This is a genomic window from Halochromatium roseum, assembly GCF_016653315.1.
Taxonomy (GTDB): Bacteria; Pseudomonadota; Gammaproteobacteria; order Chromatiales; family Chromatiaceae; genus Lamprobacter; species Lamprobacter roseus.
The window spans coordinates 142,824-169,332 of record NZ_NHSH01000040.1; the positions used below are offsets into that span (position 1 = coordinate 142,824).

Consider the following 26,509-nt stretch of genomic DNA (forward strand, 5'->3'; position numbering starts at 1 on the left):
TTGGCGAATCGCGCTGCCTGCCGTGCCAGATCCTTCACCCTAATGATGCTGGAGCCGAAAGCGCGGGCTGAAGGCCGGCGCTGAATAGGTCCTCATAGTTCACCGGAGTGGCGCCATGAAAGATCCCATCCCACCCTTGCCATCGACATCTCAGTCATCAAACCCTAATCCGTCGACCTCCAACGCCCAGATCATCTACATCCTGTATCTGGTCAGCCTGGTGGTTGGCGTCACCGGCATTGTTGGCGTGATCATGGCCTATGTGTATCGGGACACGGCGCCAGATTGGCTGCGCAGCCATTATCGCTTCCAGATCCGCACCTTCTGGATCGGGCTGCTCTATGTCGTCTCAGGCATGCTGCTCAGTGTGGTGCTGGTCGGTTTCTTGCTGCTCTTGTTCTGGCTGATCTGGCTCATCATCCGTTGCGTCAAGGGCCTGCAGCGGCTCGAGCGTCGTGAGCCGGTGACCGACGTCGAGACTTGGCTGTGGCCGAAATAGTGCTTGTCCGGCAAACAACTGCCCATCGGCATCCAAACCTTCAGCGAGATCCGCGAAGGCGATGGCGACTATGTCGACAAGACCGGTTTCGCGCTGCGGCTGATCGAAGCGGGCAAATACTACTTCCTCTCCCGCCCGCGCCGCTTCGGTAAGACCCTGTTTCTGGATACGTTGGCGGAGCCGCGCTCGGCCTCGACCTGGCCGCCGAAGATGCCACGAGTCACGGCCAGCTCGACCTGCGCCTGCGCTTCAATGGCCAGCTCTGGCTGTTCGAATTCAAGGTCGTCGAGCTCGAGCCGGAAGGCCACGCCCTGCAACAGCTCAAAGACCGCGGCTATGCCGACAAATACCGCGCCGAGGGCCTGCCGATCCTGCGCATCGGCATCGAATTCAGCCGCGAGCGGCGCACGCTGGTCGGGTTTGAGACCGAGATCATCGCCCAACCCTGAATGCTGCACGGCGATGAACAGGATGAACAACCGCGCGAGTCTGTGAGATCGGCGGGCAGCATGAGCGCGTCGATGCGACGTTCCCCAAGCCGCCGAGAAAGCTAGGCAATTCAGATCAGCGCATCCAAGCCCTTTCGCTCGAGTAGATTCAGTAGCTTTTGTGAAGGCCCGCTCGGGTGTTTGTCGCCCTGCTCCCACTGGCGCACGGCAGAGGCGCTGGTATTCAGCAGCGAGGCAAGCACCGTTTGGCTTAACCGATAACGCTCGCGTAACCCTCGGATGCGCTCGGCGTCGTAATCAGGGATCGCCTTGAGGCATAACGCATCGTACTCGCGCATGCGGCGCTGATCGATGAACCCGAGTTGGTGAAGGTCGGCTGCGCTTTCATGCACAGCATTCAGAATGGAGTGATCTTCCTGGGTTTTAGTGCTCACGGCAAATCTCCTCGAGTGCTCCGGTTGCAAGGGCTTGGTCAAGCTCCGCGTTGCTGCGCGCGAGCCAATCCTGAGCGAGCGCCTGTAGCGCCTCTTTTTCCTCTGCACGGATATTGGCGCGCGCCTTTTTCTCGAAACCGAACAGGAACAACCATCGAGTGTCCTTGTTCGTGGCGACCAGGGTTCTGGTGCCTCCGCGCTTACCACGTCCAGGAACGGCGACCCGTTTCTTGAGGACGCCAGCGCCCAGGTCAGCATCAATCAGTCCCTTTTGCATCTCTTGCACCGCCAGACAGAGCAACTCGTCGGTCAAGGCTGTTTTGCGCATCCAGCGACAAAAAAAGCGTGTTTTGAAGACGCGTTGCATCCTGTGAGTGTACCACTTTGTGGTAGGGTTTTCGAGGTATTCAACTGGTGTCTCATGTGAGTAGATCTGTTCCCGGAGTCGCAATGATGACAAGCCGCCTCGCCGAGCGCATGACGCTGATCCAGCCGTTTCATGTGATGGAGGTGCTGGCCAAGGCGCAGGCGCTGGAGCAGGCTGGGCGGGATGTGATCCACCTTGAGATCGGCGAGCCGGATTTTCCGACCCCGGCGCCGATCGTTGCGCGCGCTCAGGCGGCGCTTGAGGCCGGCGAGACCCGCTATACCGCCGCGCTCGGTCTGCCGGAACTGCGCGCGCGGATCGCGGCTCAGTATCCCGCCGCGGCGCAGCCTAGCCTGGAGCGTGTGGCGTTGCTGCCAGGCTCCTCGGCGGCGTTACTGGTGACCTTCGCGTTGCTGCTCAATCCTGGCGATGAGGTACTGCTGGCCGATCCGGGCTATCCGTGCAATGCCAACTTCATCCAGCTCTTCGGCGGAGTGCCGGTGCGGATTCCCTGTGGTCCGCAGACCGGCTATCAGCTCACGCCCGAGCTGATCCGCGCCCATTGGACTGAGTGCACCCGTGCGGTGCTGCTCGGCTCGCCAGCGAATCCGACCGGTGCGGTGATCGCGCCCAAGCCGATGAGCGCGATTGCGGCGACTGTCCGCAAGCTTGGCGGAACCCTGGTCGTGGATGAGATCTACCAAGGGCTGGTCTACGACGGAGCCATGGTCCGCAGTGCGCTGCACGACGGCGATGACCTGTTCGTGATCAACAGCTTCTCGAAGTTCTTCGGCATGACCGGCTGGCGTCTCGGTTGGCTGGTGGCACCGGCGGCCTATGGCGATGCGGTCACCCGGCTGTGTCAGAACCTGTTCATCTCCGCGCCGACCCTCTCGCAGCATGCCGCGCTTGCGGCCTTCGAGCCTGAGACCTTGGCCGAGTTGGAGGGGCGCCGGCAGGCGTTTCAGCAGCGCCGAGACTTCCTCGTCCCAGCGCTGCGCCAGCTTGGCTTTCAGGTGCCGCTGGTGCCGGCCGGCGCCTTCTATGTCTATGCCGATGCGAGCGACCTCGCCGACGACAGCCAGCGGTTCGCCGACCAGGTGCTGGAGCAGACCGGCGTCGCGCTCACCCCCGGACGGGATTTCGGCGACTACCGCCAGCGTGAGCATCTGCGTTTTTCCTACGCAGCGCCGCTAGCGCGGTTGGAAGAGGCGGTGGAGCGCCTGCGCCGATGGCTCGCGTATGGGCAACGCTAACCTAAATCTCGCGCAAGGCTAATCCGATTCTTGCCCTCGCGCTTAGCCCGATACATGGCGTCATCGGCCAGGCGCATCAGCGTCTCTGGATCATCGGCGTCGTCCGGCCAGAGGGCGAGACCGATGCTGGCGCCAACCTGCATCTGGTTCCAGGACAGGGCCGCGATGTGCGTGCGCAGCTTTTCGGCCGCCTTCTCGGCCGCGGCCAGATCCTCAATCTCGGCGAGTAAGACGACAAACTCATCGCCACCCTGGCGGGCGGCAAGATCGGTGGCACGGCAATGGGAGGTCAGCACCTGGGCCACATCGATCAGCACCTGATCGCCGGTCTTGTGGCCATGGCGGTCGTTGATCGCCTTGAAGCCGTCGAGGTCCATGAACAGTAGGGCGAAGCGGCGATCATGGCGCGTTGCGCGTTGCACCTCCTGCAGCAGTCGCTCTTCAAAGGTGGCGCGATTGGCCAGCCCGGTCAGCGGGTCGAAGCGCGCCATGGCCTCGAGATGCGCCCGGTAGCGGCGTCGCTCGGTGGCGATGACCAGCCAAGCCCAGGTGCCGATGGCGAGCAGGACCAGGACGACTACGCCGATGATCACTGCCTGTAAGATCACTTTACCGCGCCAGCTTTTGATGAGCGCCTGCGGCACCTGGGATATCAGCACCCAGCGATATCCCTTGTCGGATAGGCTCTCGGCCCGGAGACCGCGCCGATCGAGGCAGCCTTTGAGGCCATCCAGGGGATAATAATTCTCGAAGGTGAACAGGCCTTCAGGAACGGCGACGGTGCCGCTCGGTTGCTGATTGATCTGAGCCCAGACTGCGGGATAGTGGTGCGCCATGCGATCCTCGGCGTGCTCGGGAAACATAAAGCCCCAGCCCAGCGGCGGGTTCGGCGTTACCAGCCAGTAGCCCTCGTTGTTGACCATCATCGGCTGGCCGACGCTGAGTCCACCGGCGGCCTCGACCTGATCGAGCATCCGCTGCGCCATCAGATTGATCAGCACGATGCCGCGCTTGTCGCCGGCGGCGTCGACCACCGGGGTGCCGACCCGGATCATCGGCTTATAGGGCTGTTCGATCTCGCCGTGCTCAATGTTCAGGTCTAAGGGTGAGACGTAGATCTGTCCCGGCTCGAGCGCCATCGTCTCGCGGAAGTAGTAGCGGTTCGACTTATCTTGCAGCTCCGCGTCAGCAACGATGGCCGGGCGGCCGCCGTTGTGGTTGACCCTGACGATCTCCTGGCCCTGGTCGTTGAGGAAACGGATCTGGTCATAATCGTCGGCGTTGCGCGCGAGCGCGAGGTATTCCGCAGCCATCGCTAGGCGGGCTTGCTGCCGGTCTTCCAGCAACAGATGGCCCAGCTCATTCTGCTGCGCCAGCACGCAGAGGTCGGTCGCAACGGCCTGCAGCCCGGTCTTCACCGCCTCGCGTTGCAGATCGACGGCGAAACGCTCGCTGCGCTCAACCGCCTCCATGCGTGTGGCGATGGACCAGAGCGCGTAACCGCCGAGCACGCCGATCGGAAGCAGCGCTAACAGCGGGAAGATGAGCAGGAATGCGCGCCAGGGCGAGGTCTCTTGTTGCATCTGTGGATGCTAGCCGAAACCCCGCGCGAGCGCCTCTGCTTCAGCGCGCGGTTGAGACCGCACCTGTTACAACCGGATCAGGTGAGCAAGCGCTCTCAGGTTCGCGGTGAGTTGTGTGGCCGGTATCTGTGCCGCTCCCGTGCGCGTCTTATCCGTTGCGATGCGGTTCGGGACCTTGGGGGCGTCGGCATCGATCTTGTCCGGCCCCTCCAGTGCGCCAGGCAGGCGCAGCTGTTGCATCAACGCCGCGCGAGCAGCAGCAGCTGGCCGTTGCGCAGCACCTGTGCGCTATAGAGTCCGTCGGCGGCGCGCAGGGCCTGTGCGACATCGCTAACCTGAGCGATCGCGCGCCCGTTGAGCTGGATGATCAGATCATCCTCGCGCAGCCCGTTCTGCCAGGCGGGGCTGCCGGGGCGGATCGGGCCGACCACCACGACGCGGGTTTGACTGCGGTTGGAGCGCCGCGTCGCCTCGCCGATCAAGGCACCCTCGAGCGCTGGGCTGAGGCTCTCGCCGTGAACGAAATCGGCATAGGGGTCATCGATCTGCGCCTTGAGCCGACGGGTCTTGCCGTCGCGCAGCACCTCCAGCTCGATGCGGGTGCCGGGCGGCAACAGGCCGACCCGGGAGCGCAAATCGTTAGCGCTGTTCACCGCGCGCCCATCGACCCCGGTGATGATGTCGCCTGGCTTGATGCCAGCCCGCAATGCCGGTGAGCCGGGCTCCAACGCGGCGACCACGGCTCCACGAAAACGATCGATCTCCAAGGCGCTGGCGATCTCCGGGGTCAGGTCTTGTACTCCGGCGCCGAACAGGCCGCGACGCACGCTGCCATGCTCGAGGATCTGCTCGACGACGATCTTCACCATGTTGGTCGGGATCGCAAAGCCGATGCCGACGTTGCCGCCGCCGGGGGCAAGGATGGCGGTGTTGATGCCGACCAGCTCACCGCGCAGGTTGACCAAGGGGCCGCCCGAGTTACCCGGATTGATCGAGGCATCGGTCTGGATGAAGCTCTCATAGCCCTCGATGCCGAGCCCAGTGCGCCCGAGCGCGCTGACGATGCCGGAGGTGACCGTATGCGCGAGTCCGAACGGGCTGCCGATGGCGACCACGAAATCGCCGACCAGCAGCGCATCGGAGTCGGCGAGCGGGACCGCGGTCAGCGCATCGGCCTCGACCCGCAGCACGGCGATGTCGGTCTCCGGGTCCGAGCCGACCAGCTTGGCCTCAAGCCGGCGGCCGTCGTCGAAGGTGACGCGGATCGCATCGGCGGCGCGCACCACATGATGGTTGGTGAGGATGATGCCGCGTTTGGCGTCGATCACCACGCCTGATCCCAGGCTCTGGCTCTCGCGATTGCGTTGATGGCCGGGGATGTCGAAGAAGCGCCGGAAGAACGGGTCGCGCAGCAGCGGATGCTCGGTGGCGGCGATCTCGGTGATGGTCGAGACGTTGACCACGCCGGGCACCGTCTTGGCGAGCATCGGCGCCAGTGACGGCAGCGGCTCGCCATCGACTGCGGCGGGCAGTACGGCGAGCGCTAGCGGTGTCGCCAGCGCCAGCCAGGCGGCGAGCAGTGCGGTGCTTAGCGTGCGAAAGAGAGGCTGGGCACTCTGCGAGGTGAATGCTTGAAGGTGAAACACAGGCATTGGTGCTAGCGACAGATTCTGCGGTTGGTCGATTCAATCAAGGCATAGCTGAGTGGCTGTCAATTTTCTACTTCCCGATCATCACTCAACCATGGCTCTCAAATCGGAAAGAAGTTGGTGGACAGTTTCTAAGATGACTCAATCCTTGCAGCAGGCAGCTCCATTCCCTCAACCCGCTGGAACCCGCGTGGTAACAAGGCCCCCCTGCGTCCGCGTTCGGCCTGATAACGTTCGATGTCGGCCGGTTTTAGCGTCAGTTGACGCTTACCGCTGAGGATGCAGAGGTTCGCTCCCGTCGGCAAGGTGCAAATCGCCGCGACTACCTCTTCTCGCGATTTCACGCGGGCACTTGGGATGCCGATCAGCTTGTTGCCTTTGCCGCGCGTCAGCTCTGGCAGCTCAGCGATCGGGAACACCAGTAGATGACCAGCGGTCGTGGCTACTGCGACCCGTGCATCCGCTTCGCTCGACACCAGTACCGGCAGCAGAACCCGTGCCCCTTCGGGCAAGGTCAAGACTGCTTTGCCGCCGCGCGGCTTGGCGATCAAGGCCTCCAGCGGACAGATGAAGCCATAGCCAGCATCCGAGGCCATCAGCAGACGCTGTGTGGGATCGCCGCCAAGCACGCTGATGAAGCTTGCGCCCTTGGGCGGATCAAGTCGGCCCGTCAGGGGCTCGCCCTGTCCACGGGCCGATGGCAGCGAATGCGCTGGCAGCGAATAGCTGCGCCCGGTGCTATCTAAGAAGACGGCTGGCTGATTGCTGCGCAGTCGAGCCGCAGACAAGAACCGATCTCCAGCCTTATACGAGAGACTAGCGCCGTCGATCTCATGGCCTTTGCCCTGGCGTACCCAGCCCTTCTCCGAGATCACCACGGTGACCGGCTCGCTGGGGGTCAGCTCGGTCTCATTCAGCGCGCTGGCCAGTGCCCGTTCGGTCAGCGGTGAGCGGCGCGCATCACCATGCTTCTGCACATCCTGCTCGATCTCGTCGATGATCAGGTCGCGCAGCTTGGTCTCGTCGCCGAGGGTCGCCTGGATGCCGTCGCGCTCTGCTGCCAGCGCATCCTGCTCGGCGCGGATCTTCATCTCTTCGAGCCGCGCCAGCTGCCGCAGCCGGGTATTCAACACATACTCGGCCTGCACCTCGGAGAGGCCGAAGCGTGCGATCAGCACTGGCTTCGGCTCGTCCTCGGTGCGGATGATGCGGATCACCTCATCGATGTTCAGAAAGGCGATCAGTAGGCCGTCCAATAGGTGCAGCCGCTCGAGCACCTTGTCGAGCCGATACTGCAGCCGGCGCCGCAGCGTGCTGCGCCGATAGGTCAGCCATTCGGACAGGATCTCGCGCAGGCTCATCACCCGCGGTCGGCCGTTGAGCGCGATCAGGTTCATGTTGACCCGATAGCTGCGCTCGAGATCGGTGGTGGCGAACAGATGCGACATCAGCCGCGCGACATCGATGCGGTTCGAGCGTGGAACCAGCACTAGGCGCGTCGGGCACTCGTGGTCTGATTCATCACGCAGATCTTCGAGCATCGGCAGCTTCTTCGCCTGCATCTGCGCGGCGATCTGCTCCATCACCCGACTGCCGGAGACTTGATAGGGCAGGGCGGTGATGATGATGTCGCCCTGCTCTAACTCGTAGCAGGCGCGCTGCTTGATCGAGCCGTGGCCGGTCTCGTACATCCGCCGGAGCTCGGCTGGCGGCGTAATGATCTCGGCCGCGGTGGGGAAGTCTGGCCCAGGGATATAGCGCATCAAGGCATCCAGCTCGGCGTTTGGATGCTTGAGCAGGTGGATGCAGGCCTTGGCGACCTCGCGCAGATTGTGCGATGGGATGTCGGTGGCCATGCCGACGGCGATGCCACTGGTCCCGTTCAAGAGCAGATTCGGCAGACGGGCTGGCAGTGTCTTTGGCTCTTCCAGGGTGCCATCGAAGTTCGGTTGCCAGTCGACAGTCCCTTGCGCGACCTCGGCGAGCAACACCTCAGCATAGGCTGTGAGGCGCGACTCGGTGTAGCGCATCGCCGCGAACGACTTGGGATCATCGGGCGAGCCCCAGTTGCCCTGGCCATCGATCAGCGGATAGCGATAGCTGAACGATTGCGCCATCAGCACCATCGCCTCATAGCAGGCGCTGTCGCCATGCGGATGGAACTTACCGAGCACATCACCGACGGTGCGCGCCGATTTTTTGAACTTGGCCGTCGCCGTGAGCCCGAGATCAGACATCGCATAGAGGATGCGACGCTGCACGGGCTTGAGCCCATCGCCGACGTGCGGCAGTGCCCGATCCAGGATCACGTACATCGAGTAATCGAGGTAGGCCTTTTCGCTGAACAGATGCAGCGGCAGGCGTTCGAGGCCTTCGGGGCTATAGATCGGGGTTTCGGTCATGCGGTGGCGGTTGGCCCAGATTGATCGGAGGTGAATGCGGCGAGCGGCAGCCGCTTGGGAGCCATCAGCGCTCAAGCTTGCAGCCTATCTTGTCTATCAAGGGCGCGCGCTGGGGGCATCGACGAGCGATGTGACCAGCGTGGCAAGGATTGAAGGCGGATCAAAAAGATCCGCCAGCCCGTATGAGATGGAGCAGAAGGCGCTTTAGTGTGCGATGGTCGCGACACCATGGCCGAGCGAGGCGCTGACGATCATCGCCATGAAGGTCAACACGACCCAGGTCATGGCACCGGCGACCAGATCATCGGCCATGATGCCGAGCCCGCCCTTGAAGCGCTTCTCGGCCCAGCTGACTGGCCAGGGCTTATAGATATCGAACAGGCGGAATAGCAAGAAGCCCATCAGAATCCAGGCCAGGCTGACCGCTGGGGCTGCGGCCATTGCGACCAGGAAGCCGACGACCTCGTCCCAGACGATGGAGGCTGGATCATCCTCGCCCATCTCAGTGGCGACCTTGTCACAGGCCCAGAGTCCGACGCCGATCAGCACCGCAAGGGCGACCAGGTAGGCTAAGCCGGGCAGATGGGAGAGCACCAGATAGATGGGGATCGCGACCAGGGTGCCCACAGTGCCTGGCGCCATCGGCGAGAGGCCGGCACCAAAGCCATAGGCGATGAGGTGGTCGGGGCGGGTGGGTTGAAAGCTAGGGCTGGCAATGGCGCCAGAGGTTGGGGTCGTGCTCATCGGTTGTCTCCTGGAGCGTTTAAGTGGATATTGGGGTGTTGAGCGAGCGTCGATCAGCGGCTTTTAAAGTTAATTGATGTTTGGCTGATGTTTGGCGCGGCTGATCTGATTGTCCCTGATCATGCTGCAAAATGATCGTAACCAGTGCGCTCGCTGTGCCATTGGTGACCATCAGCGGTCATCCAGCGCAGGCCAGGGCGGGATTCGATCTCGCCGATCTGCGTCAGTGGACAGCCAGCAGCGGCGGCAAGTACTTTCAGTTCAGCAAGATGCGACTTGGGTATGGTAAAGCAGAGCTCATAGTCATCGCCGGCCATGAGTGGTAAAGCCCAATCGTTGCTGGCCGCGACTTCGCCGGCGACCTGGTCGGCGAGTGGCAAATGGTCGAGCTGGATGCGGGCGCCGTAGCCGGAGGCCGTCAGGATATGCCCTAGGTCTGAGGCGAGGCCATCTGACAGGTCAATCGCTGCAGTGGCCACCCCGCGCAGGACCTCACCCAAGGCGACCCGCGGGGTCGGCCGCTCGAGACGCTGGCGAAGATAATCGCCGAGCGGCTCACCGCGCTGCACATGCTGAAGTGCAAGCCCGGCGTCGCCGAGCGCGCCACTGACGCAGACAAGATCGCCGGGCTGTGCGCCCGAGCGGCGCAGCGCGTGGCCCCTGGGCACGAAACCATGCACCTGCACGGAGATGCACAGCGGGCCGCGGGTCAGGTCGCCGCCGACGAGGCGGACGTCTTCATGACGGGCCAGATCGGCAAAGCCGCGCGCAAAGGTCTGTAGCCAGGTCTCATCGGGCTCTGGCAGGCTCAGCGCCAGGGTCGCCCAGGCCGGCTCGGCGCCGACCGCGGCCAGGTCGCTGAGGCCCACCGCGAGTGACTTATGGCCTAGGCCCTCGGGATCGGTCTCCGGCAGGAAGTGAACGCCGGACACCAGGGTATCGATGCTCACCGCCAGCTCGCGATCGGCTGGCACCTGCAGCAGGGCGCAATCGTCGCCGACATCGACGATCACGTCGTTGCGCGCGCTCCCGAGACCGGTCAGGTGGCGTTGGATCAGATCGAATTCAGACATCGCGATGACTCTCAACGGGCGCTGCTGTGTTCGGCTTAGTCACTGTTTAGTTACTGTCGATTGTCTGCTGACCGTTGACTGACGGACAGTGGCACTCGAGTCCGGAAGTCGTTTCTGGATGCTGTCTAACTGTGTGTCTAGGCGTGTGTCTTGCGGGCAAGCTCGTCGGTGCGGGCCGTGCGCGCGACCCGGTCCAGCACCGCGTTGACGTAGCGATGACCCTGCTCGGCGCCAAAGGCCTTGGCGAGTTCGACCGCCTCATTGATGACCACACGGACTGGCAATTCATGGCTGTACAGCAGCTCATAGGCACCAATGCGCAGGATGCTGCGCTCGACTGGGTCGAGGCTCTGCAGCGAGCGATCGAGGTTGCCACGCAAGGCGTCGTCGATCTCATCGGCCTTCTCCGGGACCCCGCGCAGCAGGTTGCTGAAGAGCTGATGATCGTATGGCCGCGCACTCGGCGGTTGCTTGGCCGGCTTGGCGGTCAACTGACCGTTCTTGCCGCTCGACGCGGCAGCCTGCGTCTCGGCGCGATCTTCAGACATGCCCTCGGCAATCGCCTCCATCCAGGACGGGTCGTCGAAGAAATGGCTGGCGATCTCGGCCGGCGTTTGCCCGCTGACCTGCCATTGATAGAGCGCGAGCACGGCATAGCGACGGGCCTCGCTGCGGCGTCCGGCCATCTCAGGACAGCCCGCGCAAGAGGTCAACCATCTCGATCGCCGAGAGTGCGGCCTCAGCGCCCTTGTTGCCGGCCTTGGTTCCGGCCCGTTCAATGGCTTGCTCGATGGTATCGACGGTCAGCACGCCAAAGGTCACCGGCAGCCCATGCTTGAGGCTGACCTGCGCCATGCCCTTCACGCACTCGCCGGCGACGTATTCGAAGTGTGGTGTACCGCCGCGGATCACCGCGCCGAGAGCGATGATGGCGTCGTAGCCGCCCTTGGCCGCGATGCGCTCGATCACGACTGGCATCTCGAAGGCGCCGGGCACCCGCACGATGCTGAGGTCGGCCTCTTCGGCGCCGTGACGCTTGAGGGTGTCGATGGCGCCCTTCTCCAGGCTCTCGACGATGAAGCTGTTCCAGCGCGACACGACTAGGCAGTATCTCGCGTTGCCGGCGCGCAGCGCGCCTTCATAGGTCTTGATCATCTCGGTATGCCCTAATCGATATGCTCTAATGGATATGCTCTAATCGGTATGCTCTAAACGCTAGCCACCGAGGTATTCAACAACCTCGAGGTCGAATCCGGAAATGCCGTGCATGGCCTTCGGCGCGCTCATGACGCGCATCTTGTGCACACCGACATCGGCAAGAATTTGGGCGCCGATCCCATAGGTGCGAAGCTCATTGCGGGTGCTGTGGGTGGATGCTGGCACCGCTGTCTGGTCGCCAGGCTCGGTGATCGCGGCCAGCTTGGCGAGCACATCTTCGCCCTGATCGCGATTGCGAAGCACCACAATGACGCCCTCGCCGGCATCGGCCATCTGCCGCATTACATCATCGAGCGGCCAGCCACAGGCCGGATGCTGGGCGCCGAACAGGTCGCAGACGGTATTTTGCAGATGCACCCGCACCAGGGTTGGTCGTTCGGCATTGATCTCGCCCATCACCAGTGCCAGGTGTATGTCATTGTCGATGGTGTCGCGATAGGCGGTGACCTTGAAGGTTCCGACCGCAGTGGGCAGGCTGCCCTGAGCCTCGCGGATGACGGCCTTCTCATTCGCAACCCGGTAGTGGATGAGGTCGGCGATGGTGCCAATCTTCAGCCCATGCGTCTCGGCGAATGTCTCGAGGTCAGGCCGGCGTGCCATGGTGCCGTCTTCGTTCAAGATCTCGACGATGACGGCGGCTGGCTCGAAGCCGGCGAGCCGGGCCAGGTCACAGCCGGCCTCGGTATGCCCGGCGCGGACCAAGACACCGCCTGGCTGCGCCATGAGTGGGAAGACATGGCCGGGCTGGACCAGATCGCTCGGCTTGGCGTCGGCGGCAACCGCGGCCGCAACCGTGCGGGCGCGATCTGCAGCCGAGATGCCTGTGGTCACCCCGCGTGCAGCCTCGACTGAGACAGTAAATGCCGTCGAATGCGCGGCGGTATTGGCATTGACCATGAGCGGCAGCCGCAGCCGTTCGCAGCGCGCTTTGGTCAAGGTCAGGCAGATCAGGCCGCGGCCATACTTGGCCATGAAGTTGATCGCTTCCGGCGTCACGCTATCGGCAGCAAGCAGCAGATCGCCTTCGTTTTCGCGATCTTCGTCATCCATCATGACGACCATGCGCCCAGCACGGAGTTCGTCGATGATCTCTTCGGTCGAATTCAGGGTCATGGCACGGAAACGTCAGGGCGGGCGGCGCGAGGTCAAGCCGACTAGCATAACGCAGCGCCTGCTAAGCGTCACTCGGTGGCTGCTGCCGTGTCTGGTTCGGCCAATGTTAGACTGGACAGAATCGCTCCGCTGTCGAAGAGTTTCTCGTTAATGCCAAACCCACTGGTAAACATCCCGAATAGCCTCACTGCTCCGTCTCGGTTGAGCCCGGATACGCATCAGCGCGGTCAAGACAAGGTCTCGCGCATCCCCGTCAAGGTCGAGAGGCTGAGCGAGATCCCGCGCAAGCCGGCCTGGATTCGCGCCAAGGCGCCGGTTGGACCGGGCGTCGCGCGGATCAAACGGCTGCTGCGTGAGAATAAGCTCGCGACGGTCTGTGAAGAGGCACAATGTCCGAACCTGGGCGAGTGCTTCAACCATGGCACCGCGACCTTCATGATCCTTGGCGATGTCTGTACTCGGCGCTGTCCGTTCTGTGATGTTGCCCACGGTCGGCCGCAGCCGATCGACGCGGCGGAGCCCGAACTGCTGGCGGAGTCCATCGAACGCATGGGGCTTGGGTATGTTGTGATCACCTCGGTTGATCGGGACGATCTACGTGATGGTGGTGCCGGGCACTTCGCGGCCTGCCTGAAGGCGGTGCGCGCGCGCTGCCCCGCGACCAAGCTCGAGGTCTTGGTGCCGGATTTCCGCGGCCGCGAGGAGCAGGCGCTGGCCGCGTTTGCGGGTGCGGCGACGCCCGATGTGTTCAATCATAATCTGGAAACCGTCCCGGCGCTCTATCGTGAGGCGCGGCCTGGGGCTGACTATGTCGGCTCGCTGCGGCTGCTGGAGCGCTTTAAGGCGCTGCACCCACGCGTGCCGACCAAGTCCGGGCTGATGCTCGGCCTCGGCGAGACCTCGGAGCAGGTGCTGGCAGTGATGGCCGATCTGCGCGCACACGGCTGCGACATGCTCACACTGGGCCAGTATCTGCAGCCGAGCCGAGAGCATCTGCCGGTGCGTCGCTACTGGGCGCCGGCCGAGTTCGAGGCGCTGCGTGAGGCCGGTGAGCGAATGGGGTTCAGCAACGTCGCGAGTGGTCCGATGGTGCGCTCTTCCTATCATGCGGATCAGCAGGCGATTGGTGCGATCGGCCAACCATGATCGACCAAGCCATGATCGGGTGGTGCTTGCATCGACGAGGTAGCGGTTGTCGACGTTGATGTTGTTTCAGCTGGCGCTTGCATTCCTGCTGTTCATGGTGCTTGTCGGCTCCATACACGGCCTCAACCGTGTCGCCTTCGATCGCTATGGCTATGAGCCCTTCGCCCCGCCGAATGCCGCGTTGATGTGCATCCCGAGCTTGCTGTTGCTGTCGGTTGTGTCCGCGCTGCCCTCGCTTGCGGCACTCGGAGCGCCTGACCCCGTGGTGGTCGTCAAGCTGCTCATCTGGGCGCTGTTTCTCGTCTCGATGTTTGTCTTGCTGAGCTGGCGGACAAACCGGTGGATCGCCGGGATTGCGTCACTGATCCTCGCCGTGGCGGCTCCGATCGTGCTGTTGACGGTCCTGTTTCAGCGTTTGTCGCGCTGAACATGCATCGATCAAAGGCAATGTCGAGCCCGAGTGTTAGGGAGTTGCCCACAAGTCGCGGCGCGGCTTGGCCAGTCGGGAACGCCACTGGCGAGCCTCAGCTCCGGATCAGTTGGACCTCAATAAGTTATTGTTCGAAAAGCGTAAATTTTTGGCGGTTAAGGTTTGACCGCTTTAACTCAAGCGTCAAGAAGTCATGCACTTAGCAAGGGTTTCGACAATGTATCCACCGACTTATCCACAGGTTCTGTGGATCACTGCCGAAATGCAAGTCGCGGTAATGGCTTGCATCTGTTTGTGGAATCGGCGGCGAGCTTTGTGGCCCAAATTTGAGACGCTCGCCAGCGCGATCGTTGCCCCAGTCGCAGCGCTCGAGCAGTCTGGAGGTGGCGATGTTCACTGGCATCATTGAGGCGATCGGTCGGGTCGAGGCACTCGAGGATCGCGGCGGCGATCAGCGTATTCGGATCGACGCCGGTGCGCTCGACCTGAGTCAGGTCTCGTTGGGCGATAGCATTGCCGTCAACGGCGTCTGCTTGACTACGGTCGAGCTGACGGCACGCGGATTTGCGGCGGATGTCTCGCGCGAGAGCTTGTCGCTGACCACGCTGGGCAAGCTCAGCGCTGGGGCTCGGGTCAATCTGGAGCAGGCATTGCGACTGTCGACGCCGCTCGGCGGCCATCTGGTGAGCGGCCATGTCGATGGCGTTGGTACCTTGCTCGAGGTCCGCGAGGATGCCCGCTCTTGGCGTCTACAGATTCACGCGCCCGGAGAGCTGGCGCGCTATATCGCCGTCAAGGGCTCGATCTGCATCGACGGCACCAGCCTGACCATCAACAAGGTCAAGGGCGCCGTTTTCGAGCTGAATATCGTCCCTCACACCCTCAGCGCGACCATCATTGGCGATTATCGCGTCGGCACCCAGGTGAACCTTGAGGTCGATCTGATCGCGCGTTACCTGGAGCGCTTGTTGCTCGGTGAGCAAGCGGCTGAGCACAGCGGCGCTGGGCTGACCGAGGAGTTTCTGCGCCGCCATGGGTTCGCTTGAGGTCGAGATGCTGGCGAGCCGCTCGAATTTGCCCACGTCGTTGCTGTGAGCGCGGGGCAGGTGGAGGTTGGACTGGGGCGAGCGCTCGGATTCGTGCTGGCGCAATGAAGGTGGCGGAAGCTGAGTACAGGTGTGCAGCTGGTGTTTTGCGGACTGTGCGAGGTCAGTCTGTAGAAGAGGTGGCTGCAGGTCTTGGGGGCGCGCCAAGAAGCCGCTCAAGGCGCCGTTGCAGTCGCGTGCAACGACGCAGATGCTCGGGCGTCATCGGCAGTTGCCGGGCATAGCGAAGAGCCAGGGTGAGATTGCCACAGACGTGTTCCTGGTATTTCGCCAGCTCAACTAGGGCGTTGATCACGCCTTCGGCAGCGAGCCGCTCCCAGATGCCGACGGCCTCGTTCCAGGCACCGCGTCGCCGCTTCAGTCGCGCGAGCGCCAAGGCTGCTGCGGGCTCAAGATCGCGCGAGGCGGCGTCCAATAACCGCTCTGCCTCTAGCGCTTGACCGCTGCGCTCGAGTTGCCGCGCCAGTGCCGAGAGATCGGCCCCATAGGCCAGCGGCTCGCGTTGGACCTGGCTCAGCGCTGGCAGCAAGGCCGCTAACGACAGCAGATCGAGCCGGTTGTGGCGCAGCACCGCCCCGAGCCGCGCCGGGTTGCCCTCGCGCAGCCAGTCCAGCCAGGCGGCCGGTGCTTCGGCGCCGGGCAGGTCGTCGGCGCGCTCGAAGCCAAGCAGACGTTGCTCGCAGCTCGCCAGGCGGCAGTTGGGCCAGCGCGTCGCGAAGGCACGTCGGATTGGATACAGCAGGTCGAGATGCGGAATGGACTCCGGCAGACCGGGGAGGCCATTCAGGCGTAGCCGGGTCTCGAGCAGCGGGAGGTCAAAAGTCTTGCCGTTGTAGCTGATCAGTGGATTGGCCGCGGCAAGCTCCGGCTGAATGCAGGCCATCATGGCTGGCTCGGCATCCAGCTCGAGCAGCAGATACTGGCGCAGCCGGATCTCGCTGCCCTGAATGCGCCCGATGCCGACGACGAAGGCCCAGGTCCCGGTGCCCCCGGCGAGGCCGCTGGTCTCGGTGTCGATGAAGGTCCATCCGTCCGGCGCTGGAAGCGCCAGGCGGGTGAGGTTGGTCTCTGCCAAGTGGCACTCTAGCCCGTGCGCGGGTTGAAAGCGCCCATGGCGTTGAGTCAAGGGCTGGTGGCGCTCCAGCTGCAGCAGGCCCGGCGCGATGATCTCGGCACCGAGGCTTTCGGCCAGTGCCTCTGCCGTTGGCCGTTCGTAGACGCGCTTGGGACCAGTAGTGGAGAGACGGCGGATGCGCTCGGCGAGGCTCAGTGGCCTTGCTTTGGCGGCGGTCGCGTCAGGCCCAAGCAGTTCGGTTTCAGCAGCTTTATCGACGGGCTGGCCAGGATCGCGGCTGTGTTGATCCTGCGGGTCTCGGTCCGGCTCTTGGCTTCGGGCGTCAGGCGAGATCTCGGCCAGACCGGATCGCGCCGACGGTTGCGGAGCTAGAGGCTGTGTGCCGGTACTCGCGCGCAATCGACGCAAGCGTTCTCGTAGGCTCGACATGAGGAAATCCTAATCGATCACCATAGTTGCTGGCTGACAGAGATGGGGGGCGCTGGTGAATCGGTTGTGGCCAGTCCATGTGGCGCATCGGACGCCGCCCCGTAAACGACTCGGCCGGTTTCGGTTGGTCTCAGGCACGATTACGCAACGCCCCCGTCGAGTAATGCGAGCACGTTGAGAGCGGCCTGCTTCGGCGTCAACGCGCGCGTCTCATCGCCAGCCAAGATCGGCCCGACGCAGGCCGGGCAGCCGGCGCGGCAGGCGCAGCCGCGCACCAAGCCGAGCGCATCCTGTATCAGCACCGTGGCATCATCGAACAACGGCGCCGACAGCCCGACACCGCCGGGGAAGTTGTCGTAGAGAAACAGCGTCGGCTCGAAGCGGTCGCCGGGCGGCTGCTCCAGCGGCTCGTTGCTCGGCCCACGCAACTGTCCGCGGCCGTCGTTCCCGAGCACCGCGGACCAGCTGCCCTGGCTGTCGCCGACCGCGCGTCCGAGATCTCTCACCTCGGCCATCGCCCGCAGCGCGGCGACGTGATGCAGTGCATAGGCGGCGCCGAGGAAGCCCTCGATCGCATGCTCGCGCGCCGGTAACGCCTGCTCGAGCGCCGCGGGCTCGGCCTGCCACCAGACCGCAGTGGTGTGCATCTCTTGGTCGGGCAGATCGATGTGGCCGTAGCCGATATTGTCGTGGCTGTAATAGCGGATCTTCTTGTAGCCGGGATAGCGCCGGACGATGTGGACCTCGCCGTGCGAGGCTGCTGCGAAAGGGCATTCAGCGGCCGTACTGGTGAACGCTGACGGAGAAATCGACGCGAAGTCCTGTGAAACCTTTGGTGTCGCAGTCGCAGGTTGCGCCGGCATCTCGGGCAGGGGCGTGGCGCCTGATGCGGCAGGCTCGGCGGATGCGTTGCCTGCTACCGAGGGGGCTGTGGTCGCGGCGGTTTCGGCCCAGTCCGTTGCGCCCGCGGTGCTCGGCGTTGCTCCTGTCGGCCGACCCAGTGCGCGGCTATCGAACCGATCGAGGATCTTCAGCCGGGTGTAATCGATCGCATCGGTGTAGTAGTCCGCCCGGGTCTGGCGCACGAAGGCCTTGCGCCCGGTCCAGTCGAGGCGCTCGACCTGATAGGGCTGCGACTGCACCATGTAGATCGCGCCCTCGTAGACGGTGCCCGGCGCACTGCTGTAATCGACCTCGGCGATGATGGTCTGCTTGCCGTCGCTGATGTCGATGACGACGAAGTTGCCCTCGGCCACCGAGCGCAAGGAGACGGCATTGGCCGGATAGCTGTCGGCGATCCAGTACCAGCGTCCGCCATTGGGGCCGACTTGGCGCTGCAGCACGCCCTCATCGCGCAGATAGCTGAGCATCTCGCCGAGATCCTCATCGCAGCCGGGACCGCCGAACGGATCGCCGTCTTGGAACGGCAGCTCGAAGGCGGCGCAGCGCACATGGTCCATCAGGATCAGCAGCTGATTGGGATGGATGCGCGCATGCTCGGGCGAGGCGCCAAGGAAGAACTCCGGGTGCTGCACCATGTACTGATCCAGCGGATCGCTGGTCGCGACCAGCACGCCGAGGCAGGGGCGATTGCGCCGGCCGACTCGCCCCAGGCGCTGCCAGGTGGCGGCGATGGTGCCCGGATAGCCGTTCAGCACCGCCACATCGAGCGCCCCGATGTCGACCCCGAGCTCCAGCGCAGAGGTACTGACGACGGTATCGACGCGCCCGGCACGCAATGCCTGCTCGGCCGCGCGTCGTTCGCTCGGCAGATAGCCGCCGCGATAGGCGAGCACCCGCGGCGGCCGGCGCGGGTCGCGATCGAAGACATCTTTGAGGTACTTGGTGATCACCTCGACCATCAGCCGCGAGCGGGCGAAGACGATGTTCTTCAGCCCGCTCTTGGTCGCCATCCGCGCGATGCGGGTGGTCTGCGAGCGTGCCGAGGCGCGGATGCCGAGATCCGGATTGATCACCGGCGGATTCCACAGCAGCAGATGGCGCTCGCCTTGCGGCGCGCCGCTGTCGGTGACCGGCACCACCGGCGCGCCGATCAGCCGCTCGGCCAGCTCGGCCGGATTGGCGATGGTCGCCGAGGCGAAGATGAACTGGGGCTGCACCCCATAGAACCGGCAGATCCGTTGCAGCCGGCGAAAGACGTTGGCGACATGCGAGCCGAACACCCCGCGGTAGCTGTGCAGTTCGTCGACGACGATGAACGCCAGCGACTCGAAGAATTGCGCCCATTTGGTGTGATGCGGCAGGATCGCCTGATGCAGCATGTCCGGGTTGGAGACGACGATATCGCCGCGGGTGCGCACCGCCTTGCGCGCATCGCCCGGGGTGTCGCCGTCGAAGGTGAAGGCCTTGATGCCGAGGGTGACCTGATCCGCGCCGGCGTTAACGCTCATCTTGGTGCCGGAGACGCTGGGCCCGGGTGCTGCGTCTAAGGCGCGAGCGCTGGCGCCTGCCTCGCGGCCTGAGCGCATCGGCGGTCGTCCGGCGCGATTCAGCTCTGCCAGCTCGGCGACCTGATCCTGCGCTAGCGCCTTGGTCGGGAACAGGTAGAGGGCCTTAGCACCGCGGCTCAGTACTGCATCGAGCACCGGCAGGTTGTAGCAGAGGGTCTTGCCAGAGGCGGTCGGAGTGGCTACCACCAGATGCTTGCCTTGCTGCGCCAGATCCCAGGCCGCGCGTTGATGGCTGTACAGGTTAGAGAATCCGCGTGCAGATAAGGCCTCACGAAGCGCCGGATGCATCGACTCCGGAATCGGCGCCTGACGCGCCGCCGTGGCTGGCATGCGCAGCTCGCCGGTGATGCGCGTGCTGTATTTTCGCTGCAGGCGCGACAGCAGCCGCTGCACGCGGTCATTGTCGTCGCCTGGACTGATCGGCGTCGCTTGTTCGGCGGTCTTGATCCGCTCTCTCCCCATGCTCGATCCCCGATTGATGTTCTCGGGTAAGTCTAGCGCCTATAACATTGGCTGAGGGCATGCTCGGTAGTCAGGCGAGCGGCAAAGGGTTCAGGACGGCTGCAGGTTTTGATTGTCGGTGAGGGTGGTCTCGATCGCACAGCTTGCCGCAGTTTGGCCTTGGCCTTGCGCTTGCATTTTGCAGCTGTCCTGGCTTGACAATATCAGGGGTGAAAGCAATGTTCGGCGACCGCGACTTGTGTCACCGTGCGCTTTCGCACGCTACCCGTGCATGCTTTTTATGAGGAGAATCCTATGGTTATTGAGACCATTGCGCGAAGCGCATTGATCGTTGCGGCGCTGTCAATACCGTGTGCGGCACAAGCGGCTGACCCCTTCGGTGTGCAGACGCTTATTTCGGTAGACACGCCCAGCAAGCTCGTCGTTGGAGAGCTGAACAATTCCATCGTTGGGCACCTTGCCCCCTGTATGGTGATGGGAGAATACTGCCCGGCAATCTGGGTCGGCCTCTATGATGGCTCTAAGGCGATCGGCACACTCGTGAAGACGGGACCATCGCATTGGCGCGAATATGCATATGCGCCTCATACAAGAGTCGGCACTGCCCGGTTCAACTTCAGGGAAACCGGGCGCAGTGGCAACGTGATTCAGCTAGACGATTCGTCCCGTGGTGTCCAGCTTGAGATCGACCTAGACGATGGCGTAGTCCGGTATGGCGAAGACGGCGGGCCGAAGCGCGTCCTCTACAAGGCGTCGGCGCTAAAAAAAGGAAGGTAGCGGTTCAGAAAAGCGCCCGTCAGAGGCGCATCCAGCCGATAACAATCCGAATCCGCCAGTCGGGCTTCCATGCAGCTCGCCGAACGATTAGCCGAGGATAGTCTCGCACTTTCGGCCGCGAAGGTGCCAGCGCGCTGCAGGCGGGCAGCGCACGCTGGCTCCTTTCGAGGACAACCAGACTCCGTCTCAAAGTCCACAGGCCGATCGGAAGGAGGACGCCCTTACTTGCAGCATCGATAGCACTGTGATTTACTCAGGATTGACGAATCGCAATGCGAGGCACTTGATGCAGACATTCTGTGGACTCCGTACACGTCGTTCGTGGGCCAATAAGTGCCAGCTTGGTAGGTTCAACGTCTTTCTAATCGTTACCGCCTTAATTGGAGCCGCTCTGCTTGGGTCTGCCTCGGCGGCCGCATCGAGGCTCCCCCCGCAGCGCGACACCTGCCCGGGTGCGGCGCGGGCAGACTCTAGAGGCATAGACAATAAAACCATCACCCGGCTCTGCCGTGGGGCAGAACACAACCCCGCGCCCGCTGACTGTCTTGCACGCGTTCTCAGAGAGGGGGAGGTGAAGGCGTTCGGCCGGCAATACTTAGGTGTGTCTCAGAGCGTCGAGCTATGTGCCGGTACAATTGATGCTTCTGCCCGCATCAATTGCTTTCGGCAGCGGCATCTGCAGCATAGCCAGCCCGTTAAGATGGCCATCGAGGGTTGCTCTCAAGTGGCTCGCGCCCCAGTCACCGTCTCGACTGAACCCATCAGCTATCATTTTAACAATCGCAGCGGAAGGGGCCTGACGCTAGTGCCGATTGGTGGTGAGTACCAAGGGCGCACAATCTATCGCACTCCCGTTATTCTGCAGCCAATGCAACGAAAACAGATTCAGCTTGTGCCGGGTACCGAGGTACAGGTGCTACAAACCTCCGACGGCACCGGTGCGGCACCCCTCTACTCTTTGACAGTCGGTAATTGGGACTACCTGATGCTTACCGATACCGAGGCGCTGTTTGACTGAGTCGCGATAGGGTATGCGGTTGGTGGAGTCGTCAATGGGTGACGCAAACCTGTCCTTGCCTTTAGGCCGGTGAGTGCCCCATCATCCCTGCGCGCGCTAATCACCCGATATATTTCTGTTAACGGCTTTGCGAGAGCCATCAGCATCTATAGTTCAGGAGTTAATGCTATGCCTAAACTTGGGACCTTCGGTCTATTTAGATTGCAGGCGATTGGGTTTCTTTGTTTTGTCGGCATCAGTGCTTGTGTAACGCAACCAGTCGCGGAGAAAAGAGCGATTGAAGCTGGTCCAATCTGGAACCAAGCGGACGCGGAGATAAAATGCCCGAAAGTTGCAAAAGAAAATAACGGCATATGGACGGGGCAGTGGTGGACCACGATTGAAGGGCAAATGTCGGTCTGCCAAATTCAGTGATCTTAAACTTCGGATACCAATCTGCCGTTTGTATCCGAACATAATGCCTCGGCTTGCTGTGTAGAAGACGAACCAACCACGCTGATTGGCAACGTCTGCTCTTGAGGCGATTACCTTGACCCGCGTACTCCTAACCTAGATCACTAAGCAAGACGAGACTTCCATGAAATACCCAACAGCTATTGTCATCGCTTTGGCTTTGCTGCCGACCACGATACTGATGTCGGGCAACGCCGCGGCACGTGAGTGTCACGACTCTCCAGTGTCAGCAGAAGGTTCGTCAGCAGGATCGATAGGGAAGCTTCGAAAGAATCGCGCAAACGAGAACTTTCGGCAAGGGGCTATCGACTTCTGGGTCAAGTACGATCCCCAATGGCTGGCCGATGGAGATCGCCGCACGCTAGTCACCTATTCGAATGGCTACGAGACACTGTTTGAGATCGCCATGGCACCTGCTGGAGACGGCATTTGGTTCTCCAATGGCTCCGGCGATGGCTTCGGAGGGACCCGGGAGCGCTTCAATTCTGTTGCCGCCGATTTCACCGATGGGCGTTTTCACAACGTTGCTGCTGTGGCTCCTCGGGAAGCAGGTCAATGCCTTTAACGCGCTTTTCATCCTGGGTATTGTTTTACTACGATCTGCCACAGGGCCGATTGCTCTGCACTGCTGACGCGCTACATCAATGAACATCTTCCTCCCCTCAACTCTATTACGCTTCCTCCGCGCCGGCACTATAGCAGTTGCTGCCGTCGTGATGCCGACGGTAGCGTTTAGTGCGCTGGATAGCGACTCTGAAGGCGCGCCCGCTTCGGGGGCTCGCACCTTAAAAAAAACGGAACGTGTTCGCGACTTCAATGCCGATCCAGCACTAAGTGACGCCCTGCAGAAGGCCTTGGGGAAGGCAAAGGACCAGGCGCGACTTTATTACAACGAAGGTCAAGCCCTATTCAAAACGGCTGAACAGAGCGAGCGCAGATTAGACTACGAAGCCGCAGCGGCTAAGTTCCATGAGGCCTATCTGTATGACAGTGACCCTGGCCTCCTGCAGTGGGAAGCGTTGTCCTGGCTGAGGGCGCAGAAGTACGATAACGCGGAACGAGCGTTCAGAAAAGTCCTTTCGCATCCGAGGGCGATGAACATTACTAAGCAGGATGCCATAGGCTACCTTGCCCAAATTGAGCAGCAAAAGGCGGACAGCGGCCAGAAGGCCGACGAAAAGATTGCCTACGCAATTAACCTAGGTCTAGATGCACCGAGCGTAGAAGTTGGGAAACTGTTGGTTGATGCTTTTGCTAACGATCCCAAGAGTGAATATGCCTACTTCGCTGCCAAGGCCTATGCCAACGCTGGCGACAAAACGCGTGCGGCCGGTATGTATCGGGAAGCTCTGTCGACTTCTGCGTCAGAAGCGTCTGCGTACAAAAAAGTCGCGGAAAACTGGCTGGAAGCGAACGGCCTCACTGTTGAGCCAAAGTACTCTCACCTCAAAACTGTACGGTCCAATTACACAGAAACACAGCACCCAAGTACCGAATATCTTGAAGAGTTCAAGCCGCAGCATGACGTTTGGGGCGGGCAGATCCGGCCGGCGATTCAAAACTTCCTTGGGTTGGGCACTTTTGAAGGGCGTGACGTCACCGGCGATCGGGAACGCTTTAAGTACCGGACGGTAAGGCCACTAGGCGCGGGCGTAAATCAGAACGATCTGCTGATTCAGGGCGTAAGCTATGTCCTGAGTAAAGCCAATTGGAGTGAAGACAAAAAGAAAGAGGTGCTCGCAAAAGTCGGCCTATCACCGAAAGATTTAGTCAGTAATTGGCCGATCGTCGACGCGATCAAATCAGCAAGCGTGACCTATTTGAAGACGGATGCTGAGCGAGCACCTTATCGGCTCTCAATGACAAACGACGGGATCTTGATGCGGAATGGCAGCGTATTCGATACCAAAGAATTGTCAACCATGTTTTCTGGTCCAGGATGGGCAATCTATGTCATGAGTCCAGATGGCGAGCTCTATTCCGGCGCTCACCGCGTTTCAGCCTTCCACCACTCATCGTTTCTCGCGGGTTCACCAGTCGCAGGGGCTGGCGAGATCAAAGTGGTGGACGGAAAAATTGAAGCGATTAGCAATAAGAGTGGGCACTATCAGCCTGCCGTCGTCCAGCTTGTACAAACCCTCGACGAGATTGCGAGTCGTCTGCCGCCAGATCAACTGCCGGAACTCGAGCGTATCGCCGTTTACGTTGGTGGGCAGACGCTAGCGGGGCAGTTCAAAACAAAGCCCTGGCCGCGACCCGATGGTTCAGGTGACCAGGGCAGCGCGGCCGACTTCTTGGCCCAGTACAACGACGTGGACCGCGAGCGCAAAGCCTTCCTTCAGGTTTGGCGCACAGAGTTGAACTTCGATAACGATCCGTTCGCTGGTGAATAAGCGTGTTCATCTTGCGTTGCCAGTTCGGTAGCGCTCTCACACGCATGGACCGGCCGTATGCGAGATGTCTTGCTGTCGAACTGGTCAACGAAACCTGTGAAGAATCTTTGGCACACCTGCCCGAGGACACGCGGACGGCGCGTGCCTGACACAATCCAACCGTGAGGCCTCATTATGCTTCTGAAAAACCCGCGTTGGTTTGCGGCGCTGAGCTTTGGTTTCTGTGTAGCGACATCGGCCGCTGCGAGCAACTACATAGTGACGCCCAACGCCGCTATTTCCGGGCATAATGTTCGGTCGATAAACGGATTGGCGGCTTGTAAGGCGGAATGTGATCGCGCTGATTGGTGCAAATCCTTTGATTACTATAAGAGAGAAGATAAGTGCGATCTCAGTGATAAGGCGGCGTCAGACGTTGGCGGGTTAAAGACGGATTACCCAAATAACCCGTACGATCACTACGCAAAGAACTTTAGTCAGTACGTCAAAATCCTTGATCCCGATGCGGGCACCGTGACTGAGTTGTTGCGTAGTCTTGAGTATGACCCGCGGCGCCTGCTTGCCGTTGTCGAACCGGGAGCCAGCGAAGTGTTGCCGGCTAAAACCGATGACGAAGAAGATGGTACGACGATTGTCTGCAAGAACAAGAGGCATACAGCCGATGGGCTGGAATTCCAGGAGGTCAGCCTCTTTTCCACGCAAGCCGCAATCTTCCCTGGGTCTGTGATTTGGGCAGACGCCAACCTCGCGGATGGGAACCCGACCCCAATTGGGCTTCCGCTCGGGCAAACACGCCTTACATTATTGCTGGACACACCAACCGGTGCCTCGGAGACCGTCGAAGGGCTGAACGTACAATCGGCTCAGCTAGCGAAAGGCAGGCTGTTAGATGCCTTTTTCAAGGGCAAGAACTTTGGAAAGCCAGCGCGAGTAAAGAGTTTTTTCGACGAGGTTGAGTCGGCCGCGGAAATCAGCATGAAGGCCGGGTTTCGGGCAAAGTGGGGCAACAAGAACGGGTTCTTGAAGACGGATATTGGCGTTAACAAAAACTCATCGACGGTATTCGGCTCTTTTACGCAAGTATATTATTCCATCGCGGCTGATATCCCGGATTTGCGCAACGTCTTTTCCGCGGACGTGACACCAGAGCAACTCGCCAAATTGATCGCGAAAGAAGACGCGCCTCCCGCTTATATCAGCAGGGTCGACTATGGTCGCCAGGTTCTGGTCAAGATGGTAGTGGATGGAACTCATAGCGACTCCCATGTCAAGAGCGCGTTCGAGTACGTAAAGGACAAGTCCTCAAACGCAAGAGGTAAACTAAACGCTGATCTCAAGACGGATCTAGACCACGCGCGATTTGAGGTCTTTGTGTTCGGCGGCCCATCAGCCAAGACGTTCGTCGTGACTGGCTTGGACAACGCAGTCGAGAAGCTTAAGGCCGCACTGAGTGCTGACATCGACTTGGACGAGCAAAGCGGAGCGCTCCCGATCGCTTATTCCGTGAAGTTCCTCGACAGCAATCAGGCAGCTAGAATTGGCCTGACGACGAGCTATATCGAGCACGAGTGCATAGAACATAAGAATGCACGGGCGTATCTGCGGAACGCTTCCGGGTATAGGGTATTTGCATCAGTCTACTACAAGAAGAACGGTAAGAGGATCTATGTGTTCGGAGATGAAGATGATATGAAGCTTATACGGATGGCGACAACAAGAACTGTTGCTACGACCGTACCCCCAGAGTTCTCCGACAAGGTGTTCTATTCCGCTGAGACCGGAGGCGGAGCACTCGCCGCTGAACTTGCGAAAGACGAGCCTCTTGCGCCGAACACTTGTATAGCCTTCAAAGGTCTTAGGTTTGGTGAGTTTATCGAAAAAAGTGAAGGGAGGTGCAAGTGATATCGGCCTTCTATCACTCTATGGCGGTAACAGTACGTTACCGCGCTGCATCGGTGAGGT

At 61.5% G+C, this 26,509-nt stretch carries 24 protein-coding genes and 2 pseudogenes; 13 read left to right on the top strand and 13 right to left on the bottom strand.

From position 1 onward, the window contains the following. The first annotated feature begins 115 nt into the window (after positions 1–115). The 3 genes and pseudogenes from CCR96_RS04675 to CCR96_RS04685 all read left to right on the top strand — a co-directional run. Complete coding sequence (locus tag CCR96_RS04675; protein WP_201217925.1) at positions 116–499, top strand: DUF4870 family protein; 384 nt, start codon at positions 116–118, stop codon at positions 497–499. 3 nt (positions 500–502) lie between these two features. Beyond that, a pseudogene (locus CCR96_RS24425) lies at positions 503–616 on the top strand (AAA family ATPase); the annotation flags it as partial. 62 nt (positions 617–678) lie between these two features. Further along, positions 679–948: pseudogene (locus CCR96_RS04685) on the top strand (PD-(D/E)XK nuclease domain-containing protein); the annotation flags it as partial. Positions 949–1,058: 110 nt separating this feature from the next. Here the strand turns inward: CCR96_RS04685 and CCR96_RS04690 are convergent. Both CCR96_RS04690 and CCR96_RS04695 read right to left on the bottom strand, forming a co-directional pair. Further along, positions 1,059–1,382 carry a helix-turn-helix domain-containing protein gene (locus tag CCR96_RS04690; protein WP_338035812.1) on the bottom strand — a complete coding sequence of 108 codons (324 nt, stop codon included), beginning with the start codon at positions 1,380–1,382 and terminating at the stop codon, positions 1,059–1,061. Then, entirely contained in the window at positions 1,372–1,749 is a 378-nt protein-coding gene (locus CCR96_RS04695) for a type II toxin-antitoxin system RelE/ParE family toxin (protein ID WP_201217928.1), read from the bottom strand. The genes CCR96_RS04690 and CCR96_RS04695 overlap by 11 nt, the downstream gene beginning before the upstream one ends. Positions 1,750–1,835: 86 nt before the next feature. On the opposite strand from CCR96_RS04695, the gene CCR96_RS04700 reads away from it, so the two are divergent. After that, a complete protein-coding gene (locus tag CCR96_RS04700; RefSeq protein ID WP_201217937.1) occupies positions 1,836–3,005 on the top strand; it encodes an aminotransferase class I/II-fold pyridoxal phosphate-dependent enzyme in 1,170 nt (389 codons plus the stop codon). Here the strand turns inward: CCR96_RS04700 and CCR96_RS04705 are convergent. The 9 genes from CCR96_RS04705 to ribBA all read right to left on the bottom strand — a co-directional run bounded on the left by CCR96_RS04705 (position 3,002) and on the right by ribBA (position 12,787). Further along, positions 3,002–4,588 carry a sensor domain-containing diguanylate cyclase gene (locus tag CCR96_RS04705; protein WP_201217939.1) on the bottom strand — a complete coding sequence of 529 codons (1,587 nt, stop codon included), beginning with the start codon at positions 4,586–4,588 and terminating at the stop codon, positions 3,002–3,004. The genes CCR96_RS04700 and CCR96_RS04705 overlap by 4 nt on opposite strands. A 66-nt stretch (positions 4,589–4,654) precedes the next feature. After that, the gene (locus CCR96_RS04710; RefSeq protein ID WP_201217940.1) at positions 4,655–4,828 is read right to left on the bottom strand and encodes a hypothetical protein; all 174 of its coding nucleotides are present in this window, start codon (positions 4,826–4,828) and stop codon (positions 4,655–4,657) included. Further along, a complete protein-coding gene (locus tag CCR96_RS04715) occupies positions 4,828–6,240 on the bottom strand; it encodes a DegQ family serine endoprotease (RefSeq protein WP_201217942.1) in 1,413 nt (470 codons plus the stop codon). Before CCR96_RS04715 ends, CCR96_RS04710 begins: the two co-directional genes overlap by 1 nt. Positions 6,241–6,368: 128 nt before the next feature. Continuing rightward, complete coding sequence (gene parC, locus CCR96_RS04720; protein WP_201217945.1) at positions 6,369–8,639, bottom strand: DNA topoisomerase IV subunit A; 2,271 nt, start codon at positions 8,637–8,639, stop codon at positions 6,369–6,371. 204 nt (positions 8,640–8,843) lie between these two features. Beyond that, a complete protein-coding gene (locus tag CCR96_RS04725) occupies positions 8,844–9,383 on the bottom strand; it encodes a phosphatidylglycerophosphatase A family protein (protein ID WP_201217947.1) in 540 nt (179 codons plus the stop codon). A gap of 119 nt (positions 9,384–9,502) precedes the next feature. Beyond that, a complete protein-coding gene (gene thiL / locus CCR96_RS04730) occupies positions 9,503–10,456 on the bottom strand; it encodes a thiamine-phosphate kinase (RefSeq protein WP_201217950.1) in 954 nt (317 codons plus the stop codon). 137 nt (positions 10,457–10,593) lie between these two features. Next, positions 10,594–11,142 carry a transcription antitermination factor NusB gene (gene nusB, locus CCR96_RS04735; protein WP_201217953.1) on the bottom strand — a complete coding sequence of 183 codons (549 nt, stop codon included), beginning with the start codon at positions 11,140–11,142 and terminating at the stop codon, positions 10,594–10,596. Between the two features lies 1 nt (position 11,143). After that, a complete protein-coding gene (ribH, locus tag CCR96_RS04740) occupies positions 11,144–11,611 on the bottom strand; it encodes a 6,7-dimethyl-8-ribityllumazine synthase (protein WP_201217956.1) in 468 nt (155 codons plus the stop codon). Between the two features lie 60 nt (positions 11,612–11,671). After that, positions 11,672–12,787 (bottom strand): bifunctional 3,4-dihydroxy-2-butanone-4-phosphate synthase/GTP cyclohydrolase II, encoded by a 1,116-nt coding sequence (gene ribBA, locus CCR96_RS04745; RefSeq protein WP_201217958.1) that lies wholly within the window; start codon positions 12,785–12,787, stop codon positions 11,672–11,674. A 150-nt stretch (positions 12,788–12,937) separates the two neighbouring features. Here ribBA and lipA point away from each other — a divergent pair, with 150 nt between their 5' ends. The 3 genes from lipA (at position 12,938) to CCR96_RS04760 (ending at position 15,409) form a co-directional block, all read left to right on the top strand. Further along, positions 12,938–13,933, top strand: coding sequence for a lipoyl synthase (lipA, locus tag CCR96_RS04750; RefSeq protein ID WP_201217961.1), 996 nt, complete (start codon positions 12,938–12,940; stop codon positions 13,931–13,933). Between the two features lie 46 nt (positions 13,934–13,979). Next, on the top strand, positions 13,980–14,360 hold the full coding sequence (locus CCR96_RS04755) for a hypothetical protein (protein WP_201217964.1): 381 nt from the start codon (positions 13,980–13,982) through the stop codon (positions 14,358–14,360). A 392-nt stretch (positions 14,361–14,752) separates the two neighbouring features. After that, positions 14,753–15,409, top strand: coding sequence for a riboflavin synthase (locus tag CCR96_RS04760; protein ID WP_201217966.1), 657 nt, complete (start codon positions 14,753–14,755; stop codon positions 15,407–15,409). Between the two features lie 163 nt (positions 15,410–15,572). On the opposite strand, the gene CCR96_RS04765 is transcribed toward CCR96_RS04760, so the two are convergent. Together CCR96_RS04765 and CCR96_RS24430 are read right to left on the bottom strand one after the other, a co-directional pair. After that, the gene (locus CCR96_RS04765; RefSeq protein WP_201217968.1) at positions 15,573–16,973 is read right to left on the bottom strand and encodes a ribonuclease H-like domain-containing protein; all 1,401 of its coding nucleotides are present in this window, start codon (positions 16,971–16,973) and stop codon (positions 15,573–15,575) included. A 140-nt stretch (positions 16,974–17,113) separates the two neighbouring features. Further along, positions 17,114–19,906 carry a DEAD/DEAH box helicase gene (locus CCR96_RS24430; protein ID WP_242518474.1) on the bottom strand — a complete coding sequence of 931 codons (2,793 nt, stop codon included), beginning with the start codon at positions 19,904–19,906 and terminating at the stop codon, positions 17,114–17,116. 294 nt (positions 19,907–20,200) lie between these two features. On the opposite strand from CCR96_RS24430, the gene CCR96_RS04780 reads away from it, so the two are divergent. The 6 genes from CCR96_RS04780 (at position 20,201) to CCR96_RS04805 (ending at position 26,449) form a co-directional block, all read left to right on the top strand. Further along, positions 20,201–20,683 (top strand): hypothetical protein, encoded by a 483-nt coding sequence (locus CCR96_RS04780; RefSeq protein WP_201217970.1) that lies wholly within the window; start codon positions 20,201–20,203, stop codon positions 20,681–20,683. A 571-nt stretch (positions 20,684–21,254) separates the two neighbouring features. Then, a complete protein-coding gene (locus CCR96_RS24215) occupies positions 21,255–21,701 on the top strand; it encodes a hypothetical protein (protein WP_207191859.1) in 447 nt (148 codons plus the stop codon). A 168-nt stretch (positions 21,702–21,869) separates the two neighbouring features. Then, positions 21,870–22,115, top strand: coding sequence for a mannan-binding lectin (locus CCR96_RS04790; protein WP_201217974.1), 246 nt, complete (start codon positions 21,870–21,872; stop codon positions 22,113–22,115). A 163-nt stretch (positions 22,116–22,278) separates the two neighbouring features. Beyond that, the gene (locus tag CCR96_RS04795) at positions 22,279–22,719 is read left to right on the top strand and encodes a hypothetical protein (protein WP_201217976.1); all 441 of its coding nucleotides are present in this window, start codon (positions 22,279–22,281) and stop codon (positions 22,717–22,719) included. Positions 22,720–22,798: 79 nt separating this feature from the next. Next, entirely contained in the window at positions 22,799–24,547 is a 1,749-nt protein-coding gene (locus tag CCR96_RS04800) for a tetratricopeptide repeat protein (RefSeq protein WP_201217978.1), read from the top strand. A gap of 174 nt (positions 24,548–24,721) precedes the next feature. After that, positions 24,722–26,449 (top strand): thiol-activated cytolysin family protein, encoded by a 1,728-nt coding sequence (locus CCR96_RS04805; protein ID WP_201217980.1) that lies wholly within the window; start codon positions 24,722–24,724, stop codon positions 26,447–26,449. The last annotated feature ends 60 nt before the right edge of the window (positions 26,450–26,509 follow it).

Coding starts and splice junctions, on each gene's coding strand:
- CCR96_RS04795 (WP_201217976.1), top strand. CDS start 22,279: ATGAAATACCCAACAGCTATTGTCATCGCTTTGGCTTTGCTGCCGACC.
- lipA (WP_201217961.1), top strand. CDS start 12,938: ATGCCAAACCCACTGGTAAACATCCCGAATAGCCTCACTGCTCCGTCT.
- CCR96_RS04710 (WP_201217940.1), bottom strand. CDS start 4,828: ATGCAACAGCTGCGCCTGCCTGGCGCACTGGAGGGGCCGGACAAGATC.
- ribBA (WP_201217958.1), bottom strand. CDS start 12,787: ATGACCCTGAATTCGACCGAAGAGATCATCGACGAACTCCGTGCTGGG.
- CCR96_RS04800 (WP_201217978.1), top strand. CDS start 22,799: ATGAACATCTTCCTCCCCTCAACTCTATTACGCTTCCTCCGCGCCGGC.
- CCR96_RS24430 (WP_242518474.1), bottom strand. CDS start 19,906: ATGGGGAGAGAGCGGATCAAGACCGCCGAACAAGCGACGCCGATCAGT.
- CCR96_RS04765 (WP_201217968.1), bottom strand. CDS start 16,973: ATGTCGAGCCTACGAGAACGCTTGCGTCGATTGCGCGCGAGTACCGGC.
- CCR96_RS04705 (WP_201217939.1), bottom strand. CDS start 4,588: ATGCAACAAGAGACCTCGCCCTGGCGCGCATTCCTGCTCATCTTCCCG.
- parC (WP_201217945.1), bottom strand. CDS start 8,639: ATGACCGAAACCCCGATCTATAGCCCCGAAGGCCTCGAACGCCTGCCG.
- CCR96_RS04700 (WP_201217937.1), top strand. CDS start 1,836: ATGACAAGCCGCCTCGCCGAGCGCATGACGCTGATCCAGCCGTTTCAT.
- CCR96_RS04675 (WP_201217925.1), top strand. CDS start 116: ATGAAAGATCCCATCCCACCCTTGCCATCGACATCTCAGTCATCAAAC.
- CCR96_RS04725 (WP_201217947.1), bottom strand. CDS start 9,383: ATGAGCACGACCCCAACCTCTGGCGCCATTGCCAGCCCTAGCTTTCAA.
- CCR96_RS04780 (WP_201217970.1), top strand. CDS start 20,201: ATGGTTATTGAGACCATTGCGCGAAGCGCATTGATCGTTGCGGCGCTG.
- CCR96_RS04760 (WP_201217966.1), top strand. CDS start 14,753: ATGTTCACTGGCATCATTGAGGCGATCGGTCGGGTCGAGGCACTCGAG.
- ribH (WP_201217956.1), bottom strand. CDS start 11,611: ATGATCAAGACCTATGAAGGCGCGCTGCGCGCCGGCAACGCGAGATAC.
- CCR96_RS04790 (WP_201217974.1), top strand. CDS start 21,870: ATGCCTAAACTTGGGACCTTCGGTCTATTTAGATTGCAGGCGATTGGG.
- CCR96_RS04805 (WP_201217980.1), top strand. CDS start 24,722: ATGCTTCTGAAAAACCCGCGTTGGTTTGCGGCGCTGAGCTTTGGTTTC.
- CCR96_RS04695 (WP_201217928.1), bottom strand. CDS start 1,749: ATGCAACGCGTCTTCAAAACACGCTTTTTTTGTCGCTGGATGCGCAAA.
- thiL (WP_201217950.1), bottom strand. CDS start 10,456: ATGTCTGAATTCGATCTGATCCAACGCCACCTGACCGGTCTCGGGAGC.
- nusB (WP_201217953.1), bottom strand. CDS start 11,142: ATGGCCGGACGCCGCAGCGAGGCCCGTCGCTATGCCGTGCTCGCGCTC.
- CCR96_RS04715 (WP_201217942.1), bottom strand. CDS start 6,240: ATGCCTGTGTTTCACCTTCAAGCATTCACCTCGCAGAGTGCCCAGCCT.